Here is a 16658-nt window from a genome sequence, read left to right as displayed (position 1 = left end):
AAAATTTAAATGAAAATATTACACCTATCTAATCATATACAAGAAATTGGTAACGGCATTGTCAATGTAGCAATAGACCTTGCCTGTTTACAAGCTAAAAATGGCCATGAAGTAGCCGTAGCTTCTGCTGGGGGAGAATACGAAATATTATTAACTCGTTATGGTGCTAAACACTTTCATTTAGATCAGACTAGGCAACCACTAAATATTATGAAATCTGGTTGGCGTTTTCGAGAGATTATCACCAAGTTTCAGCCAGATATAGTTCACGCACACATGATGACAGGTGTTGTACTAGCAGGAGTTTTGCGAAGTGGTTTTGACTATAGCTTAGTTTCTACAGTACATAATGAATTTCAGCGTAGTGCAGTTCTCATGGGATTGGCAGATCGAGTCATCGCCGTTAGTCATGCAGTAGCCAATTCTATGGTACAGCGTGGTATCCCTAGCCACAAACTGCGCGTAGTTGCCAATGGTGGATTAGGCAGTCCCCGCCATCGTCAACTCCAAGATTATCAACCCCAGCCCTTGCACCATCCAGCAATTACCACTGTCGCCGGGATGTATACTCGTAAAGGCATTGCTGAGTTAATCACAGCTTTTAGCCAAATTGCTGATGAATTTCCCCAAGCACACTTATATCTAGTAGGTAACGGGCCAGATCGAGCCATATTTGAAACTATGGCACACAACACACCTGTGAGCGATCGCATTCACTTTGAAGGTTTTCAGCCAGAACCACAACGCTATATGCTAGCCACCGATATTTTTGTCTTGGCTTCCCATTGCGAATCTTTTGGTTTAGTTTTGACAGAAGCACGAGAAGCTGGTTGTGCCATTATCGCTAGCGACGTAGATGGGATTCCTGAGACGTTAGACAATGGGCAAGCTGGGGTTTTAGTACCATCTAGAAACAGTCGCACCTTGGCACAAGCTTTAACTCGGTTACTCAAAGATCCTCAGCAACTCCGTAAGTGGCAAATCCGCGCTCAACAAAATACAGAAAGATTCCGTGCTGCTAGAGTAAATGAAGAAACACTAGCCGTTTACCGTGAATTAGTCCCTAATTATCATTTTGTATCCAGAAGGGAATCACGGGAAGTTTTAGTGAGCAAATAACCTTACCCACAAAGGGATTCAGTAGCTAGTAAAACACGGCGTAAATAAGTCTACCCATTGAAAATGTCTGAAACCCTTGTAAAAACGTAATTAATTACGAATTACGTAGCTTGCTTCTCGCCTTTGGCGAGTATTACGAATGACGAATGACGAATGACGAATTCCGCCTTGCGGTACTAGTGGGATGCAGGGGCTGACAAAAAGATTTCTGAGAAAAGTTGTGTCAGATTGTAAAATTTCTGATATTGATAGTATTTGATAGGTTCATGTTAAATCCTTGATTCACTTGCGTGGATTAAGCAAAAACCCCAACAAATGTGATAAGTTAAGAAGCATTAAGTTACCACAAGCTAGGTTACTAGCTAATGGTAGGTGTAACGGTACAACCCTGAGAAATAACGACTTAACAAAGTTGTAGACTCTCAGGAACTCAGCAGCAAACAACTACTGAGAGTGCCAAAAAAAACGTTATTTCCTCGTGGCACAGGCCTAAAGTTGGTTTTACCAACTCAGGCAATGCCTAAAGAACGTTGCAATTTTAGTAAAAGAGGATTTAGTTAAATGACCATCGCAGTAGGACGCGCCCCCAGCAGAGGGTGGTTTGACGTACTAGACGACTGGTTAAAGCGCGATCGCTTCGTATTCGTAGGCTGGTCAGGAGTATTACTATTCCCCTGCGCCTTCCTAGCACTAGGCGGTTGGCTAACCGGCACAACCTTCGTCACCTCCTGGTACACCCACGGACTAGCATCATCCTACCTAGAAGGAGCCAACTTCCTGACAGTAGCAGTATCAAGTCCAGCAGACAGCATGGGACACTCGCTATTGCTGTTGTGGGGACCAGAAGCCCAAGGAGACTTTACCCGTTGGGTTCAATTGGGAGGATTATGGCCATTCGTAGCGTTACACGGAGCCTTTGCATTAATCGGGTTCATGCTCAGACAATTTGAGATTGCGCGGCTAGTAGGGATCAGACCATACAACGCCCTAGCATTCTCAGCACCCATCGCGGTATTCGTCAGCGTCTTCTTGATGTACCCATTGGGACAATCGTCATGGTTCTTCGCCCCCAGCTTTGGAGTCGCAGCCATATTCCGGTTCTTGCTATTCCTGCAAGGGTTCCACAACTGGACACTCAACCCCTTCCACATGATGGGCGTAGCAGGTGTCCTAGGTGGAGCGTTACTTTGCGCCATCCACGGGGCAACAGTAGAAAACACCCTGTTTGAAGACGGCGATGGTGCAAACACCTTCCGTGCCTTCAACCCCACCCAATCAGAAGAAACCTATTCCATGGTGACAGCTAACCGATTCTGGTCACAGATATTCGGGATTGCTTTCTCCAACAAACGCTGGTTGCACTTCTTCATGTTGTTCGTACCAGTCACAGGTTTGTGGATGAGTGCTGTCGGTATCGTCGGTTTGGCACTCAACCTGCGGGCTTATGACTTCGTATCGCAAGAATTGCGTGCGGCAGAAGACCCCGAATTTGAAACTTTCTATACCAAGAACATTTTGCTGAATGAGGGTATCCGCGCTTGGATGGCTCCTCAAGATCAGCCTCACGAAAAATTTGTATTCCCCGAAGAGGTACTACCACGTGGTAACGCTCTCTAATAGACCTGCGGTAATAAGCGGCGGACGTGACCAGGAGTCCACTGGCTTTGCATGGTGGTCTGGCAACGCTCGCCTGATCAACTTATCTGGTAAACTGCTGGGCGCTCACGTTGCTCACGCTGGTTTGATTGTATTCTGGGCTGGAGCGATGACATTATTTGAAGTCGCTCACTTTGTCCCAGAAAAGCCGATGTATGAGCAAGGCTTAATTCTGCTACCACACGTAGCAACTCTAGGCTGGGGTGTGGGCGCAGGTGGTGAAGTTATCGACACCTTCCCCTACTTTGTTGTCGGTGTACTCCACCTGATTTCCTCTGCTGTACTAGGCTTTGGCGGTATTTATCACGCCGTTCGTGGCCCAGAAACCTTAGAAGAGTACTCCTCTTTCTTTGGTTATGACTGGAAAGACAAGAACAAGATGACCAACATCATCGGTTTCCACCTGATCATTCTAGGTGTCGGTGCGTTACTGTTGGTGCTGAAGGCAATGTTCTTTGGTGGTATCTATGATACCTGGGCCCCTGGTGGTGGAGATGTGCGGATCATTTCTAATCCCACATTGAACCCGGCTGTCATCTTCGGTTATTTGATCAAAGCCCCCTTCGGTGGTGAAGGCTGGATTGTCAGCGTCAATAACCTAGAAGACGTAATCGGCGGTCACATCTGGATTGCTTTAATTTGTATTTCTGGCGGTATCTGGCACATTTTCACCAAGCCTTTTGCTTGGGCGCGTCGTGCGTTCATTTGGTCTGGTGAAGCTTACCTCTCCTACAGCTTGGGTGCTTTGTCCCTCATGGGCTTCATTGCTTCCACAATGGTTTGGTACAACAACACAGTTTACCCCAGTGAATTCTTTGGCCCCACAGGCCCTGAAGCTTCTCAAGCTCAAGCCTTAACCTTCTTGATTCGTGACCAACGCTTAGGTGCTAACGTCGGTTCTGCTCAAGGCCCCACAGGTCTAGGTAAATACCTCATGCGCTCACCTACAGGTGAAATCATCTTCGGTGGTGAAACCATGCGCTTCTGGGATTTCCAAGGCCCCTGGTTAGAGCCATTACGCGGACCCAACGGTTTGGATCTCGATAAGATCAAGAACGATATTCAGCCTTGGCAAGCTCGTCGTGCTGCTGAATACATGACTCACGCACCTCTAGGTTCTTTGAACTCAGTAGGTGGTGTGGCTACCGAAATTAACTCTTTCAACTACGTATCTCCTCGTGCGTGGTTGTCTACTTCTCACTTCGTACTAGGCTTCTTCTTCTTGATTGGTCACTTGTGGCACGCTGGACGCGCTCGTGCGGCGGCTGGCGGTTTCGAGAAGGGTATCGACCGTGAGACCGAACCAGTATTGTTCATGAATGAACTCGACTAATTAGCCAAGTTTCTTTCATCACTGACAATCAAACGCTTTTAATAGCTCTTGCTTAACAGCAAGGGCTTTTTTTATGGATTTTATGCTTAGTTTTAGAACTTACGCACTCAACCAGTCAATAGTCAATAGTCATTGGTAAAACTCTTACCCATTACCCATTACCTATTCCCCGTAATACTCTCAACTTGGACAAAAATATCAGGAAAGGCTAAGGGTGAAATAGTGCCTCTAGTTAGCGTCAGTTCAGTTGTGTATTGCCCATTGTTGAGGTCACGAAAGACCTGCAATTGCGAATTATTCAGGTTGACAACCCAGTATTCAGTAATGCCTGCCTCAGCGTAAATTTCCTTTTTCTGACCTAAATCTTTGCTGAGGGTAGCTTTAGAAAATTCGATAATCCAGAAAATATCTTCAGGATAAGGATGATGTTCTAGATAAACTTTGCCTAAAGGTTTGACAATGGCAATATCAGGAGCAGGTTCTGAGTTGTTGGGGAGTGTGATTGGTTTGGCATCGCGGATTTTTACCCGTTCACCGAGCAGTATACGGAGATAATCTGCGGCTTCTGTGTTGTAGTAGGCGTGAGGTTCTCGTTCTGGAGGCATAACTATGAGTTCGCCGCGCAATAGTTCAATTGGCTGATCATCAAAGATGCCTGCTGCTATTGCTTGGTGATAGCGTTCAATTGTCCATTTATAGGTAGTTATCGTCATAGCTTTTATTTAGCCTTTTTCTACCAATCAGACAAGAAGTTTAATTTTATTTTCTGTGAAAAATTACAACTTCGGCAAAATTTCTGGTAACAAATGACCAGGAACTTTAGATAAGGCGAGATTTTGTCCTTGAATGCCTAATTCGCTGTGGAAAGCTCGGACTGTTTTGACGACATAAGCAAAAGTTGTTTGATAAGCCTCTGGTTGTTTACTCAAACCATTTAAGGCTTGCAAATGGTTTTCTAATGCTGCTTCTAGATGTTGCGATCGCTCCATTTTATCCCCATTAAAAGTATTATCTGTGACTAACTGATAATGGGCTAGTCCCAAGTTATTATGGGTGGCAAATAAATCAAAGCTCAAGGATGTGTGACTCAGAGAATGAGCTAAAGCGATCGCTTCTTTATAAGCAACAATACATAGTTGTAGCAACTTTTGTCGTATATCTTTAGGTGTTTGAGATAAATTAGCTAAATGCCAGTAAGCTGTACCCAGATTATTTTGGGTAGCCGCACAAGCATTAGGAACGGTGGCTGGAGTGCGATATTTTAGAGCTTCGCGGTAGACATCAACGGCTAACTGGAGATGTTCTTTTGGTTGCTCGTACTGTGACAAATTCCAGTAAGCAGTACCGATATTATTTTGAATCATCCCATACTTTAAGGGTTCTTCCTGGGGATTGTAATGAGCCAGGGCTTGTTTGTAAGAGGCGATCGCCAGCTTTAAATGCAATACTGGTTGATTATATTGTGCTAAATGCCAGTATGCCGTACCTAAATTATTCTGACAAGCAGCGTATTTTAGCGGATCTAAATCAACTGTTCTATGGCGCAAAGCTTCACCATAAGCCACAACAGCTTTTTGCCAATTCTCCGCCGGACTCAAAAAACGTGCCAAATCACCGTAGGCTGTTCCTAGATTATTCTGTACTCGCGCATAGGTTTCTGAGTGTGTCTCTGGAGAAATCATCTTCAGCGCCAACTGATAAAACTCAATTCCCTGCTCTATGTAACTCTGTCCTTCCTCAATATTCGTTGGTGTACGATAAAGCATCCAATAGAGTGTACCCAAGTCATTGAGAATATCTGGCAATTGCGGCGAATTTTCGTCATAGCTAATCGCCTCCTGATAGGCAATAATTGCCACCATGAGATTTTCTAACGTTGACTGTCCCTGTTCAATCCGCAGACGGTATAAATTACCTAACTGATGATAAGCTACCGCCAAAGCTTCTCCCGTTGCTGAACGAGAATGCAACTCTTCAATTTCTAATAAAAATTGCTGTGGTTGCCAATTATCCTCATTTTCTAAAGGAATTTGGGGATTAATCGTTGCCCAGACCAACTCACTCAACTCCTGGCTGACATGAGAAAATGACACCAATGATGGGCGATTAGCCGTACTCGACCTAGCAGTGAATTCCTGCTGTTTTTGCTTGGTTGTGAATAACTCTGAGATTGACGGCAAAACCTCTTCTTTTGTATCTGTCTGCTGCGGCGTTTCTATTGGCAAGGCTAAGTCATCCCCAAACTTCAAGTCTGTAGGTGATATAGCACTCACTTCTGTCTCTATATCTAACTCATCCAACACAGATTGCTCGATTTTATCTAAATTTAGACTCCGGGAATTAGAAAACCGTTCTGGATGACTGGTATTTTGCGTTGTTGGTGTCGGTTCTCCCGCGAAGATAAACACACCAGTCCGCCAACGCCAAAATTGTGGCGCTGACTGCTGAATAGCAGATAACCAAGGACGTGATACCCATAAAAGTACACTAGATTCAAGAAATCGGCTAGATTCTTGACTAGCAAAATACTGCTCACTTAAGCGAAGATAGTGCAGAAATAAACGCTGACTCGCTACTGGTTGTTTAGTCAGTTGTTCCACACCAACAATTTGAAATGTGGGTATTGGTAAGGGTTTTCCTGGAGAATCTTTAGATGCTCCCACCACTGGCGGGGGATAATTAGCCAACCACTGATTAATTTGTGTAATGGGATTGGGTTCTTGGAAATTTAACCGTAAAGTCACTAATCGAGGATAAGCAGGTGTACTAGTTTCCTGTCCATCAGCAGGCTGGTATAGTACCTGTCCTACAGGATAAGCCAAAGTCGAATGTAACCTAGCTGCAACCTGATTTCTCAGATGTAAATCATCACAAACTGCCAAAAACAGTTGCCGCCGCAAACCAAGACTGAGGGCAAGTTTTAGACGATGATAGACTTGCCGATTCCAAGCAGAATTATCGGAGTGTGCAGTATCATTCACGCTCATGACGGCTCAAGAGCCAAAACAAATTTAAGCCCCTTATAAATTTCATCCTAACAGGATCAATTTTTTAACTATGACCATAATCCACTTAATATTACTTTGCTCAGGATAAATTTATACATTTTAGATTATAGGATAACAAGTATAAATATATACTGTAATTGGCTGCTATTTTCCCAAAATACAAAAAACCAGGTTCCTGAAAAAAATAGGAACCTGAAAGAGAAAAAAATTAAATTTTATTAAAATTTTTGTCTCAACTCACATGGGAAACGGAGAAAGCGACAACTATTAAACCGCTAACCAAAACTATGGCGGCGACTCCTAAAATGACGTAAGTACGCTTTTGTCCTGCTGTTGGAGGTTCCGCTTGATAAACTTTTGGCTCCTTGGCAAAATTGTTTAAAAGTCCGCCTTCTTCGGTTGTATAGGGCATGAATTAATTCCTTGCTCTGATTTCTTTGTATTTCATTTTATAAAGACTCGTATCTTTTACTCACACAATTAGAGACAAATCGTTACATTTGGTCAATAGTCAATAGTCAATAGTCAATGGTCAATGGTCATTGGTCAATAGTCAATAGTCATTGGTCAATAGTCAATAGTCATTGGTCATTGGTCATTGGTCAATAGTCAATAATTAAGAACTTGAAAACGATGAGTTACACAAATTCTTGCCTATTGCCTATTGCCTATTCCTCATTCCCCATTCCCCAGTACCCATTCCCCAGTCCCCAGTCCCCATTCCCCATTCCCTATCCCGTAACCTTGCCTGTTAGCGGTGAACTGGCGCTGGCGTAGTCTTTGATGGGCATTCTGCCGGATAGGTAGGCGAGACGACCGGCGATGGTGGCTAGGCTCATTGCCTGAGCCATTGCTGGGGGGTTTTGGGCTAGGGCGATCGCACTATTAATTAACAAGGCATCAGCGCCTAATTCCATCGCTTGAGCTGCTTCTGAGGGTGCGCCAATACCAGCATCTACTACGACAGGGATTTTGGCATTTTCGATGATGATTTGAATATTGGCGGTGGTTTTTAGCCCTTGTCCTGAACCTATGGGTGATGCTAAGGGCATGACTGTGGCACAACCTACTTCCTCTAAACGCTTGGCTAGCATGGGGTCAGCATTGATGTAAGGTAATACAGCAAAGCCTTCTTTGACTAATTGTTCGGCAGCTGCCAATGTGCCAATGGGATCAGGTAGTAAATATTTCGGGTCGGGGATGACTTCTAACTTGACAAAATTGTTATCTTCCTGTCCTAATAATTTAGCCATTTCTCGTCCCAATCGGGCAACACGAATTGCCTCTTCTGCGGTTTGACAGCCAGCCGTATTGGGTAACATCCAGATTTTTGACCAATCGAGGGCTTCTGCTAAACCTTCGTGTCCAGGAGCTTTGGTTTGCACTCGTCGCACAGCCACAGTCACAATTTCACAACCGCTAGCTACAACACTTTGCTGCATTTCTTCAATGCTGCGATACTTGCCTGTGCCAGTCATCAAGCGAGATTGGAAGGTTTTGCCAGCGATGATTAGTGCTGAGTGCTGAGTAAGAGAGTGTGAGAGTGTGGGAGTGTGGGAGTGTGGGAGTGTGGGAGTGAGTGCTGAGTGGGTGAGCATGGGGGGGATAGATGGTTGGTTGTGGAAACGGGAATGATGGAAGTGAGAGAGTAGGGGTTCGGGTTTTTGTTCCCAGATTAAATCGGCGATGAGTGTGGCAGTTATGGGCGCAAGTAAGATGCCATTGCGATAATGACCTGTAGCTAGGGTGAGGTTTGGACAGTGGCTAGTGCCTAAAATGGGTAATTCATCGGGGGTGGCTGGGCGGAATCCCCACCAGAATTCTTGTATAGGGTAGTGCTGTAGCTGCGGATATAGGCGAATAGCTTGTGCGAGTAAGTGTTGAATGCCGGTTGGGGTGTTGTGGGGGGTAAAGCCGACATCTTCACTGGTTGCCCCAATTATAATAGAGCGATCGCGTCTCGGTACGATGTAAATATTCTCACCAAATAAGACTCGTTTTAAGGGTAATTCTGTGACAAATTCCGGTACTCTTACCTTCAACATTTGCCCCTTACGAGGACTGACAGGTAAAGGTAATAATTCACTTGCCCAAGCACCTGTGGCTAAAACATAGTGATCCGCACGGATTAATCCTATATTTGTTTGTATACCAGCTATTTGTCCCTGCTGTTGTAAAAATGCTTCTGTAGTAACCTGATCTTTAATTTCCACACCCAGATTTTGGGCAGCTGTCCACAAAACATGAACCAAGGCACGATTATCAACTTGGGCATCCTCTGGATACCACCATCCACCAACCACATCCGCACCTAACCCCGGCTGATATTGATGAATAGCAGCTGTTTCTAACCAATAAGCAGGTGATTCTCCCTGACACCCCTGAATCCCTACACCTTTATTCCCTTGTTCTTGATAAACAGGGGCTAAGATCCCACAAGGCCAGTAACCAGTATTTAAACCAGTTAAGTCTTCTAGCTTGCGTGTCCACTCTGGATAGAGAGAACGCGATCGCCAGCACAACGATTTCATCGCCTCATCTGTAATGTGTTCCGCATCTGGGGCTAGCATCCCGGCGGCGGCGTGAGCAGCAGCCTCTTGGAAGTCACGACAAAGCACGGTGACTTTTGCCCCGCGCAATTTGAGTTCAATGGCGATCGCTAACCCAATAACACCGCCACCAATAATTACAATGTCACTAGTCATTAGTCAGTAGTCATTTATTAATAGCTATTTACCATTAGTACATAACTAATAACTCATAACTAGAAAAATCTGGGGAGTGGGGGAGTAGTGAGTACTGAGTGAGGAGTGCTGAGTGCTGAGTAGTAAGTAGTCATTAACTATTTCCCCTGCTCCTCTGCACGCCTGCACCCCTGCACCCCCTCCAGCCCCTCTCTTACCACAAAGCGCGAATTGGTTCTCTTGCTTGATTGGTATCTGTTGATTGCACCTCTGTAGTATTGGTGTTTTGTGTATTTTCCGAGGGTGAATTTAGATCATCGGTATTGTTATTATTTTGAGCAACACTGGTTCTGTTGCTGGTGGAACGGCGTTCTTCTGTGTTGCTGTTGCCTCTTTCTTCAGCAGTGTCAGTAGAAGTATCACTATTAGTGTTGAAATTATCTTGGGCTACACTATTTTTGTTGTCAGTGGTATTAGTATTCGCGTTGCTCCGGTTGCGATTAGCAGAGGAGCTATTAACATTAATGTTAGCCGGGAGTACCTTTGATGTTTTGCCGCCAGGAGCATTAGCATTACTCGTTGCCGTTTGATTGCTGGCGGTTTGCTGCTGTCCACCCATAGGGAAGTTGATGCCTAGCAAAGTACCCATGAGAATTGCCAAGCCTCCAGCCATTAAAATTAGCGGTGTCCATCTACCCATCTTGATTTTCTCCTTTTTAACCTAACCTTCTGGTTGCCACACTATCTGAGAACCTTGACCCCAAAATCCATCAAATTTTGTTACTCTTACATCACCTAAGACCTGCGTTTGGCTTGTCAAACTCAGGTCTTTTGTAGGAGAATGAGGAGGCAGCGATCGCCGTGTTTGATCACGCCAGTTTGCGGCAGACACTTCACCTTCTATTTTGACCGCACAGGTTCCACAACTACCAATACCCCGACAGTTTATTACCTTAGCACCGTCATTGTAGAGGTCAATACCACTTTTTAGCAGAATTTTGCGTAAATTTTCTTGGCGACTACATTCAATTGTTTTACCCTGAGCTAATACCTTAGGCATATTCTAAATAGCAAACTGGCTTTTTGTTGTATCTTGGCACATTGCCTTTCAAGTTGTCTCCAAAGTCTTAGTCCTATGACCAAAAATTCCTCACCTCAGATTTGGCTTTATGACACCACACTACGAGATGGCACTCAGCGCGAAGGATTATCAGTTTCCATAGAAGACAAGCTACGCATTGCTCACCGACTCGACCAATTAGGAATTCCCTTCATAGAAGGTGGGTGGCCTGGAGCTAACCCGAAGGATGTTCAATTTTTCTGGCAACTTCAAGAAGATCCGCTAAAACAAGCACAAATTGTTGCATTTTGTTCAACTCGTCGCCCAAATACTTGTGCCGCAGACGAACCAATGCTCCAAGCCATCCTCACGGCGGGTTCTCGCTGGGTAGCAATTTTTGGTAAATCTTGGGATCTACACGTTACAGCGAGTCTCAAGACGACTCTAGAAGAAAATTTAGCGATGATCCGCGATACTATCGAGTTTTTTCGCTCTCAAGGACGGGGGGTAATTTACGATGCTGAACACTGGTTTGATGGCTACAAGCACAATCGAGATTATGCCCTACAGACCTTAAAAGCAGCGATGACAGCAGGCGCTGAATGGTTAGTCCTCTGTGATACCAATGGTGGTACTTTACCTCACGAAGTTAGCGAGATTGTCAAAGATGTGGTAAAGGAGACTGGGGAATGGGGACAAGGGGACAAGGGGAGCCAGCACTGTGCGGGGGTTTCCCTCGTTGAGGTGACTAGCGTGACAAGGAGAGAAGAAGAAAATTCTCGTTTCTCTTCCCAATCACCAATCACCAATCACCCATTACCCATTACCCAAATCGGTATTCACACTCATAACGACTCTGATATGGCAGTGGCTAATGCTATAGCAGCTGTGATGGCAGGGGCAAGAATGGTACAAGGTACGATCAACGGTTATGGTGAGCGTTGCGGCAATGCCAATTTATGTTCATTAATTCCTAATCTACAATTGAAACTAGGTCTTAGCTGTATCGCAGAACACCAGCTAGGTCAACTAGCAGAAGCCAGTCGCTTTGTCAGTGAAGTGGTAAATCTCGCCCCTGATGAACACGCTCCTTTTGTGGGACGTTCGGCTTTTGCTCATAAAGGTGGTATTCATGTCTCAGCTGTAGAACGTAATCCCCTCACCTATGAACATATCCAGCCGGAACAGGTAGGAAATCGGCGGCGGATTGTGATTTCTGAACAATCAGGTATCAGTAATGTTTTGGCTAAAGCCCGGACTTTTGGGATTGAACTCGACAAGCAAACACCAGAAGCAAAACAAATTCTTCAGCGCCTCAAGGAATTGGAAAGTGAAGGGTATCAATTTGAAGCAGCCGAAGCCAGTTTTGCACTCTTAATGTATGAAGCTTTGGGAGGCAGACAACAGTTTTTTGAAATTAAAGGCTTTCAAGTCCACTGCGACTTGGTAGAAGGGAAAGAAACAACTAATGCCTTAGCCACAGTAAAAGTTGCTGTCAACGGTAGGAATATTTTAGAAGCGGCAGAGGGCAATGGCCCAGTAGCAGCTTTAGACGCAGCTTTACGTAAAGCTTTAGTGAACTTTTATCCGCAACTGGCGACATTTGAGTTGACAGATTACAAAGTGCGGATTCTGGATGGACACACAGGTACAGCAGCAAAAACCCGCGTCCTAGTGGAATCTGGCAATGGTTATCAACGTTGGACAACTGTAGGGGTATCACCAAACATTCTGGCAGCTTCTTATCAAGCAGTTGTTGAGGGATTGGAATACGGCTTGTTACTGCACGCTCAAGCAGAAGCAGCAGTGCGTTGAGTGCTGAGTAGTGAGTGCTGAGTGCTGAGTAGTCATTAATTATTCTCCCCTGCTCCCCCTGCCTCCCCTGCTCCTCTGCTCCTCTGCTCCTCTGCCCCTCTCATGTAAAACTCTCCCACACTTGAGTGACCAACTTACTAAGCCATCGGCGTTGTTGCTGGTCTAGTAATGGGTCATCTGCTAGTAATTGGGCTGTTAAATCTTCTAGGGACTGGCCTTGCGATCGCACTATTTTAATCACTCCGGCGATCGCTGAGGCTACTAATTCTTCATCTACAGGTTGTTGTTTTAAAGCAAAAATTTCTTGAGGGCTGTCTGGAATGGGATAATTCATGGCGTGGGTTTACAAAGTTACAAAATGAGAAAAAAAATTTGACAAATTATTAAAAATTCTTTACGGAATCTTTATTAAAACCGATAGGGCGGAGTTTAGCGTACTTTATGCCGTTCGCATATCTGTCTGAATGAGTAGATTAGCAAAAATGTCAGAAACACATGAAAGAAATTCTTTATCTTGAAATTCCGATTCCTGATACGGCTACTGTACGCAGTTGGCTACAAGCAGATTTTGACCCAAAAAATTGGGAGAAAATACTGACTCCAGACGGCTTGCGTCTGAAATTATCTAGTAAATATACAACAAGTGGTACAAATATTTCCGAAAAATTACCGAAAGAAATTTCTGTATTTGTCTGGTCTGTCCAGAGAACTACTTACCTCAAGGTTTTTCGGTGGGCAGAACAGCCATTAGCAGGTGAGAAGGAAATTCTACAACGCCTCACCACGGAACTCAGAAAGCGCTTTCCGCACAACTACCCAGAACCACCCAAAATTGATTTATCCCAAGAATCAATTTTTTCAGCCCTAGCTCCCTACTACCCTCTTACCGTCAAATATTTCCAAAAAATGCCCAACGGGGAATACGACCTCCAACGTGCTTATTGGTGGGAACAAAGATGGCGTGAAGGAGTGCGGCATCCACAGCAGCCTCGTCAGGTTGTGTTTTCGCGGAATAGGGACTGGGGACTGGGGACTGGGAATCGGGAAAAAGCGGAGGCGCACAGGCGCACAGGCACAGAGGAGAGAATTAACTCTAATTCCCAATCGCCAATTACCAATCCCCAATATGACCTGATCTACATCGGCGGTGCATTAGGGGCAATTCATGCGGCGGTGATGGCGAAGTTGGGGTATAAGGTGTTGCTGGTGGAACGTCTGCCGTTTGGGCGGATGAATCGGGAGTGGAATATTTCTCGTGATGAACTGCAAAGTTTGGTGAATCTGGGTTTGGTGACGACAGCCGAACTGGAAACAGTGATTGCTCGTGAGTATAAGGACGGATTTAATAAGTTTTTTGACGGGAATAACCCAGCGAAATTGCGATCGCCTGTTTTACACACGCCAACGGTGTTAAATATAGCCTTAGATTCGGAAAAATGGCTCAAGCTGTGTGGGCAGAAGCTCAAAGCCACCGGTGGAGAAATCTGGGACGAGACAGAATTTATCCGGGCAGATATTGATGATACACACGTTGTAGTTACAGTCAAGCATTTACCCACACAAGTAGAGAAACAAGTGAGTGGGCGACTATTGGTAGATGCGATGGGAACGGCTTCCCCAATTGCTTGGCAATTAAACGGTGGTCGTGCTTTTGATAGTGTTTGTCCAACAGTGGGTGCAGTCATAGACAAGGGATTTGCACCAGAAGTATGGGATTCCCAGTATGGAGATGTACTGTATAGCCACGGTGATATTTCTCGTGGGAGACAGTTGATTTGGGAACTATTTCCCGGAATTGGTGAAGAATTGACGATTTACTTGTTTCACTACCACGAAGTCAACCCAGAAAATCCTGGTTCTTTGCTGGAAATGTACGAAGACTTTTTTACAATTTTGCCAGAGTATCGGCGTTGCGATATGGAAAAGCTGGTGTGGAAAAAACCCACATTTGGTTACATACCTGGACATTTTAGTATTGGCAGTAGCGATCGCACCATCGCCTTTGATAGATTGATTGCGATCGGTGATGCAGCTTCCCTCCAATCACCCCTAGTATTTACTGGTTTTGGTTCCCTAGTCCGCAACTTAGAACGCCTCACCACCCTATTAAATGTAGCCCTTAAGCATGATTTATTAAAATTCCGTCACTTGAATCTGATTCGCGCCTATCAGAGCAATGTTTCTGTGACTTGGCTATTTTCCAAAGGCATGATGGTTCCCACAGGGAAATTCATCCCACCTCAGCGCATCAACTCCATGCTCAATACCTTCTTTGGGCTACTCACAGATGAACCGCCAGAAGTAGCAGATAATTTCATCAAAGATAGGTGTGACTGGCTCACCTTCAACCGCCTAGCCCTGAAAGCCGCACGCAAAAATCCGGCTTTATTATGGTGGATTTGGGAACTGGCTGGAGCCAAAGATTTGCTCAGATGGTTAGGAAATTACGCTAACTTTGGTCGTGATGCTCTAGTTAATGCCTTACTGAGTGCCTGGTTTCCCAACTTTTTAGTCCAGGTTAAACCGTGGCTAGAAACCCACAATCCAGGCTTATGGTTACGATTGTTAGCTATTAATTACGCTATCACCACAGGCAGACCACAACATAACAATTCAAAATTCAAAATACCCACCGGGAAAGCTCACGCCTACAAAATTCAAAATTAAAAATAGAGGCTAGAGGGGCAGGGGGGCAGGGGAGCAGAGGAGCAGAGGAGCAGGGGAAAATAATTAATGACTACTCATCACTCCCTCACTCAGCACTCACTACTCATCACTCCCTCACTCAGCACTCAGCACTCACCACTCAGCACTCACCACTAATAAGGAACCACCCAATGACTCAAGCTCTCGATCAAGTCGATTACAACACATTAGATGCAGCAAAGCGACGCTTTATCGAGGCTGCGAAACGGACACTACAATTTGCTTCAGCTTATGGTGGCGTACCTAGTGGGGGGCTGGGGGGAAGTGCTAACGCTTTTAGTCTCAATCTGGCTTCGTTTTTGGATGTAAGCGCTCAAGAACTGTTTGTGACCCTTGTCCCCGAAGGTCTGGGTACTGCTGATGATGCTCGTCCTGATGACCTCTCAGAAGCAGAACTGCGGCAATTCTGGTGGAACATTGGGATTAAAATCATCTCTTGTTTGACCAATGATGCAGCATCGTCAGGAATGCAAACAGTACTGTTGGGACTATATTTACCTTCCAGCACGCCTGAAACCGTATTTACCTCTGCTTTCTTAGATGGATTTTTGGATGGAGTTGTGGAAGGGTGTAGACGAGTTGGATGTGTATATATTTCTGGAGAAACACCCCAACTTAAAACCAAAATTATTGAAGATAGACTTGATATTGCTGGTTCTGTATTTGGGATTATGCCCCCTGGTGTCGCTCCCATAGATGGTTCTAGACTCTCTCCTGGTAACACCATTGTTTTAGTAGAGAGTACAGGACTACATGAGAACGGCTTTACCCCCGTACGAAAGCTGGCTGAGTCACTACCAGATGGCTATAGAACAAAACTACCGAGTGGAAAACAGTTATGGGAAGCCATGAACGCCGCTTCTCACCTTTACACACCACTTGTGCAAGCCGTGTTGCGTGAAGGTATCCGTCCGACAGCAATGGAGAATATCACCGGTCATGGATGGCAAAAACTGATGCGCTCTGCCAAACCACTACGGTATGTTATTGATAATTTGTTACCAGTTCCCGAAATCTTTCAATTTGTTGAAAGCCAACTGGCAGGAGGAAAAGAAATGATGCTTTCCGTGTTTAATTATGGAGCAGGATTTGCATTTTATACAGAAACAAAGCTAGAAGCCGAGAAAATTGTCCAACTAGCACAAGTTCAGGGATTAAAGGCAGCGATCGCTGGTAGAGTAGAAGCATCCCCCACCCGTGAAGTCGTCATCACACCATTTGGTATTACATTAGAGGGAGAGTCTTTCGGCATTGCTAGAGGCGCATAGCCTATTTTG

13 protein-coding genes are annotated in these 16658 nt (G+C 45.0%); 6 read left to right on the top strand and 7 right to left on the bottom strand.

Going from position 1 to position 16658, the window contains the following annotated elements:
* Positions 1-9: 9 nt before the first annotated feature.
* From FD725_RS14015 to psbC, 3 genes are all read left to right on the top strand, one after another.
* The gene (locus FD725_RS14015; protein ID WP_179048688.1) at positions 10-1119 is read left to right on the top strand and encodes a glycosyltransferase family 4 protein; all 1110 of its coding nucleotides are present in this window, start codon (positions 10-12) and stop codon (positions 1117-1119) included.
* Positions 1120-1680: 561 nt separating this feature from the next.
* Positions 1681-2736, top strand: a complete 1056-nt coding sequence (psbD, locus tag FD725_RS14010) for a photosystem II D2 protein (photosystem q(a) protein) (RefSeq protein ID WP_179047466.1) — start codon at positions 1681-1683, stop codon at positions 2734-2736.
* Positions 2720-4108: a photosystem II reaction center protein CP43 gene (psbC, locus tag FD725_RS14005; RefSeq protein ID WP_179048687.1), complete on the top strand. Its 1389-nt coding sequence runs from the start codon at positions 2720-2722 to the stop codon at positions 4106-4108. The genes psbD and psbC overlap by 17 nt, the downstream gene beginning before the upstream one ends.
* A 158-nt stretch (positions 4109-4266) precedes the next feature.
* Here the strand turns inward: psbC and FD725_RS14000 are convergent, their stop codons facing one another.
* The 6 genes from FD725_RS14000 to FD725_RS13975 all read right to left on the bottom strand — a co-directional run bounded on the left by FD725_RS14000 (position 4267) and on the right by FD725_RS13975 (position 10860).
* The gene (locus FD725_RS14000; RefSeq protein WP_179048686.1) at positions 4267-4821 is read right to left on the bottom strand and encodes a Uma2 family endonuclease; all 555 of its coding nucleotides are present in this window, start codon (positions 4819-4821) and stop codon (positions 4267-4269) included.
* A gap of 63 nt (positions 4822-4884) precedes the next feature.
* Positions 4885-7095, bottom strand: a complete 2211-nt coding sequence (locus tag FD725_RS13995) for a tetratricopeptide repeat protein (protein ID WP_179048685.1) — start codon at positions 7093-7095, stop codon at positions 4885-4887.
* Positions 7096-7348: 253 nt separating this feature from the next.
* The gene (gene psb34, locus FD725_RS13990; RefSeq protein ID WP_179048684.1) at positions 7349-7528 is read right to left on the bottom strand and encodes a photosystem II assembly protein Psb34; all 180 of its coding nucleotides are present in this window, start codon (positions 7526-7528) and stop codon (positions 7349-7351) included.
* A 319-nt stretch (positions 7529-7847) separates the two neighbouring features.
* The gene (thiO, locus tag FD725_RS13985) at positions 7848-9821 is read right to left on the bottom strand and encodes a glycine oxidase ThiO (RefSeq protein WP_179048683.1); all 1974 of its coding nucleotides are present in this window, start codon (positions 9819-9821) and stop codon (positions 7848-7850) included.
* Between the two features lie 193 nt (positions 9822-10014).
* Positions 10015-10500 (bottom strand): hypothetical protein, encoded by a 486-nt coding sequence (locus FD725_RS13980; RefSeq protein WP_179048682.1) that lies wholly within the window; start codon positions 10498-10500, stop codon positions 10015-10017.
* Positions 10501-10521: 21 nt separating this feature from the next.
* On the bottom strand, positions 10522-10860 hold the full coding sequence (locus FD725_RS13975; protein WP_179048681.1) for a 2Fe-2S iron-sulfur cluster-binding protein: 339 nt from the start codon (positions 10858-10860) through the stop codon (positions 10522-10524).
* A 75-nt stretch (positions 10861-10935) separates the two neighbouring features.
* Between FD725_RS13975 and cimA the strand changes: the two genes are divergently transcribed.
* Positions 10936-12675, top strand: coding sequence for a citramalate synthase (cimA, locus tag FD725_RS13970; protein ID WP_179048680.1), 1740 nt, complete (start codon positions 10936-10938; stop codon positions 12673-12675).
* Positions 12676-12775: 100 nt separating this feature from the next.
* Here cimA and FD725_RS13965 read toward each other — a convergent pair whose 3' ends face one another.
* Positions 12776-13009: a hypothetical protein gene (locus FD725_RS13965; protein WP_179048679.1), complete on the bottom strand. Its 234-nt coding sequence runs from the start codon at positions 13007-13009 to the stop codon at positions 12776-12778.
* 161 nt (positions 13010-13170) lie between these two features.
* Here FD725_RS13965 and FD725_RS13960 point away from each other — a divergent pair, with 161 nt between their 5' ends.
* Both FD725_RS13960 and FD725_RS13955 read left to right on the top strand, forming a co-directional pair.
* Entirely contained in the window at positions 13171-15342 is a 2172-nt protein-coding gene (locus tag FD725_RS13960; RefSeq protein ID WP_179048678.1) for an NAD(P)/FAD-dependent oxidoreductase, read from the top strand.
* 170 nt (positions 15343-15512) lie between these two features.
* A complete protein-coding gene (locus FD725_RS13955; protein WP_179048677.1) occupies positions 15513-16649 on the top strand; it encodes a phosphoribosylformylglycinamidine cyclo-ligase in 1137 nt (378 codons plus the stop codon).
* Positions 16650-16658 lie beyond the last annotated feature (9 nt).

Origin of the sequence: Nostoc sp. TCL26-01 (assembly GCF_013393945.1) — a bacterium.
Lineage (GTDB): Bacteria > Cyanobacteriota > Cyanobacteriia > Cyanobacteriales > Nostocaceae > Trichormus.
This window is presented reverse-complemented; position numbering and strand designations above follow the sequence as displayed.